A 2,562-nucleotide genomic window follows, 5' to 3' on the forward strand; every position below is an offset into this window, starting at 1 on the left:
GGCGTCGTCACCGTGCATCAGAACATCAACGACGGTGTCGTCGCCGATCTCGACGTCGCCACCAACCTGACGCTGGACCGGCTGAGCGGCAGCGGTGCGCCGACCCTGTTCAATCCAATGCGCGTGCGGCGAGAGGCCAAGACGGTTGCCGACCGCATGGGGCTGGCCATCGATTTGAAGGCGCGGGTGAGTGATCTTTCGCTGGCCGATCGTCAGATGGTGGCGATTGCCCGCGCGCTGGCGCACAAGCCGAAAGTGCTGATCCTCGACGAGCCGACCTCATCGCTCTCCAGCGCCGAGGCTGATCGGCTGTTTGCCCTGATCGACAGGCTGCGCGAGCAAGGCGTGGCCATCCTCTACATCTCGCACCGTATGTCGGACATAAGGCGGCTGGCCGACCGCATCGTATCCATGCGGGACGGGATCATCTCAGGCATTTTCGACAAGAAACCGCTCGACTATGAAGGCGCGGTCAACGCCATGCTCGGCCGCAAGATCCATCTCGACCGGATTGTTGTCAGGGATTCGGCCAATGCCGTCTTCAAGATAGACGGTCTGCGCATCGCACAAGGCGCACGGCCGATCTCGCTGACGCTCGGCGACGGTGAGGTCGTTGCCATCACCGGCCTCGTCGGCGTCGGCAAGACGGCGCTTGCCGAGACGCTGTTTGGCGTGCGCCAGCCGCTGGCCGGCACAATGACGCTGAACGGCAGGCCTTATGCGCCTGAAACAGCCGGCGAGGCGATCGCCGCCGGCGTGTTCCTCGTTGCCAAGGACCGCGGCGAGAACGGCATCGTCGGCGGCTTCAACATCCAGGAAAATATCAGCCTGCCGTTTCACAAGCGCATGTCACGTTTCGCTGTTCTCAAGCGCCGTCTGGAACGCGCCACGGCGCGCCGGCAGATCGAGGAGCTGGGCATCGTCTGCCGCTCCGAGAAGGACGAGATGTCGGAGCTCTCCGGCGGCAACCAGCAGAAGGTGATGGTCGCCCGCTGGATGGCCCAGCATGCGAGACTGTTCATTCTGGACGAGCCGTTTCAGGGCGTCGATATTTCCGCCCGGCGCGACATCGCCGCCAAGCTCAGGGCCAGTGCAAACGGACGCGCCACGCTGCTGTTCGTCACCGAACTCGACGAGGCGCTGGAGACCGCCGATCGCATCCTGGTCATGTCGGAACAGACCATCGTCGGCGAGCACCGCAATGCCGATGTCGATCTCGACCGCCTGTTGGCCGAGGTCGCCGGCGGGCCGCTGCACAGTGCCGCCTGAGCGCGGGCGTTAGGAATGGGAATGGAAAGAGCATGGGTTCGGATTGGCTAAAAACGGCAGCAGCGCGCGGGAGCGCCGAATGACATTGCGCGACCACGCCATCCGCTACGGATTCATCGTGCTCTTGTTCGGGCTCGTCGCCTATTTCTCGATCGCCGCCGACGGTTTCGTTTCGCCGCAAAGTGCGGTTTTCATCTTCCAGTCGGTCGCCATCACCGGCGTGCTGGCGCTCGGCGTCACCGCCACGCTGGTCGTCGGAGGTTTTGATCTGTCGATCGGCTCGGTCGCCACCTCAGCCATGATGGCGGCCGCCTATGTCATGGTGGTGCTGGAGCAGAACGCCCTTGTCGCGGTCGTCGTCTGCCTGCTCATCGGCGCCATCGTCGGCCTGATCAATGGCTGGCTGATCGTCTACATGCGTGTGCCCGATCTGCTGGCGACGCTCGGCATGATGTTCCTGCTCGTCGGCCTGCAGCGCATTCCAACCGAAGGCCGCTCGATCGCCACCGGCATGACCATGCCTGATGGTTCGGTCGCCAACGGCAAATTCTCCGACGCCTTCCTGGCGCTTGGCCGCCACCGCTTCGACTTCTTCATCCCGAACCTCATTCCAGTGTCGGTGGTGGTGCTGCTCGTGCTCGCCGTGCTGATCTGGTTCTTCCTCGAATACACCCGTTTCGGCCGCATGATGTATGCCGTCGGCAGCAATGAGCGCGCCGCCGAACTCGCCGGCGCGCCTGTCAAGGCATACAAGATCTGGGCTTACGTCATTTCAGGTGTTTTTGCCTCGATCGGGGGCATTTTGCTCGCTGCCCGGCTTGGACGCGGCGACATCGCCTCGGGTAATAATCTGCTGCTCGATGCGGTTGCCGCAGCGCTGATCGGCTACGCGGTGCTGGGTGCCGCCAAGCCGAACGCCTTCGGCACCGCCATCGGCGCGCTGTTCGTCGGCATCTTGCTTCAGGGCCTGACGATGATGAACGCGCCTTACTACACGCAGGATTTCATCAAGGGCGTGGTTCTGGTCGTCGCCCTTGTCTTCACCTTTGCGCTTTCGGGCAGGGGCAGGAGATAGCTTTCGACCGGAACAGGATTTTCGAGTTCAACAAGAGTGGAGGAAAACAAAGTGAGCATTACAAGAAGACTTCTGGGGAAGGTGGCGCTCGGATTGGCCGGCGCAACTATGCTGATGCAGGTCCCGGCTTTTGCCGCGGACAAGCCGGCGCCCTTCGACAAGCCCGGCGTCAAGATCGCGCTGGTGCGCTATCTCTCGACCGGCGACTTCTTCCAGGC

Annotated in this window: 2 protein-coding genes and 1 pseudogene; all 3 read left to right on the forward strand. The window is 62.9% G+C overall.

Going from position 1 to position 2,562, the window contains the following annotated elements:
- Nucleotides 1-1,269: sugar ABC transporter ATP-binding protein (locus EN969_RS26215; RefSeq protein WP_164758497.1), on the forward strand; the 1,269-nt coding region annotated here is incomplete at its 5' end.
- A gap of 79 nt (nt 1,270-1,348) precedes the next feature.
- Entirely contained in the window at nt 1,349-2,344 is a 996-nt protein-coding gene (locus EN969_RS26220; protein ID WP_013532921.1) for an ABC transporter permease, read from the forward strand.
- Nucleotides 2,345-2,395: 51 nt separating this feature from the next.
- Nucleotides 2,396-2,562, forward strand: a pseudogene (locus EN969_RS36280) (LacI family transcriptional regulator); the annotation flags it as partial.

Origin of the sequence: Mesorhizobium sp. M7A.F.Ca.CA.003.01.2.1 (assembly GCF_003998945.1) — a bacterium.
GTDB classification, from domain to species: domain Bacteria; phylum Pseudomonadota; class Alphaproteobacteria; order Rhizobiales; family Rhizobiaceae; genus Mesorhizobium; species Mesorhizobium ciceri.

What these genes read in the sequence shown, in the direction of transcription:
- EN969_RS26220 (WP_013532921.1), top strand. Translation starts at nt 1,349, where the DNA reads ATGACATTGCGCGACCACGCCATCCGCTACGGATTCATCGTGCTCTTG.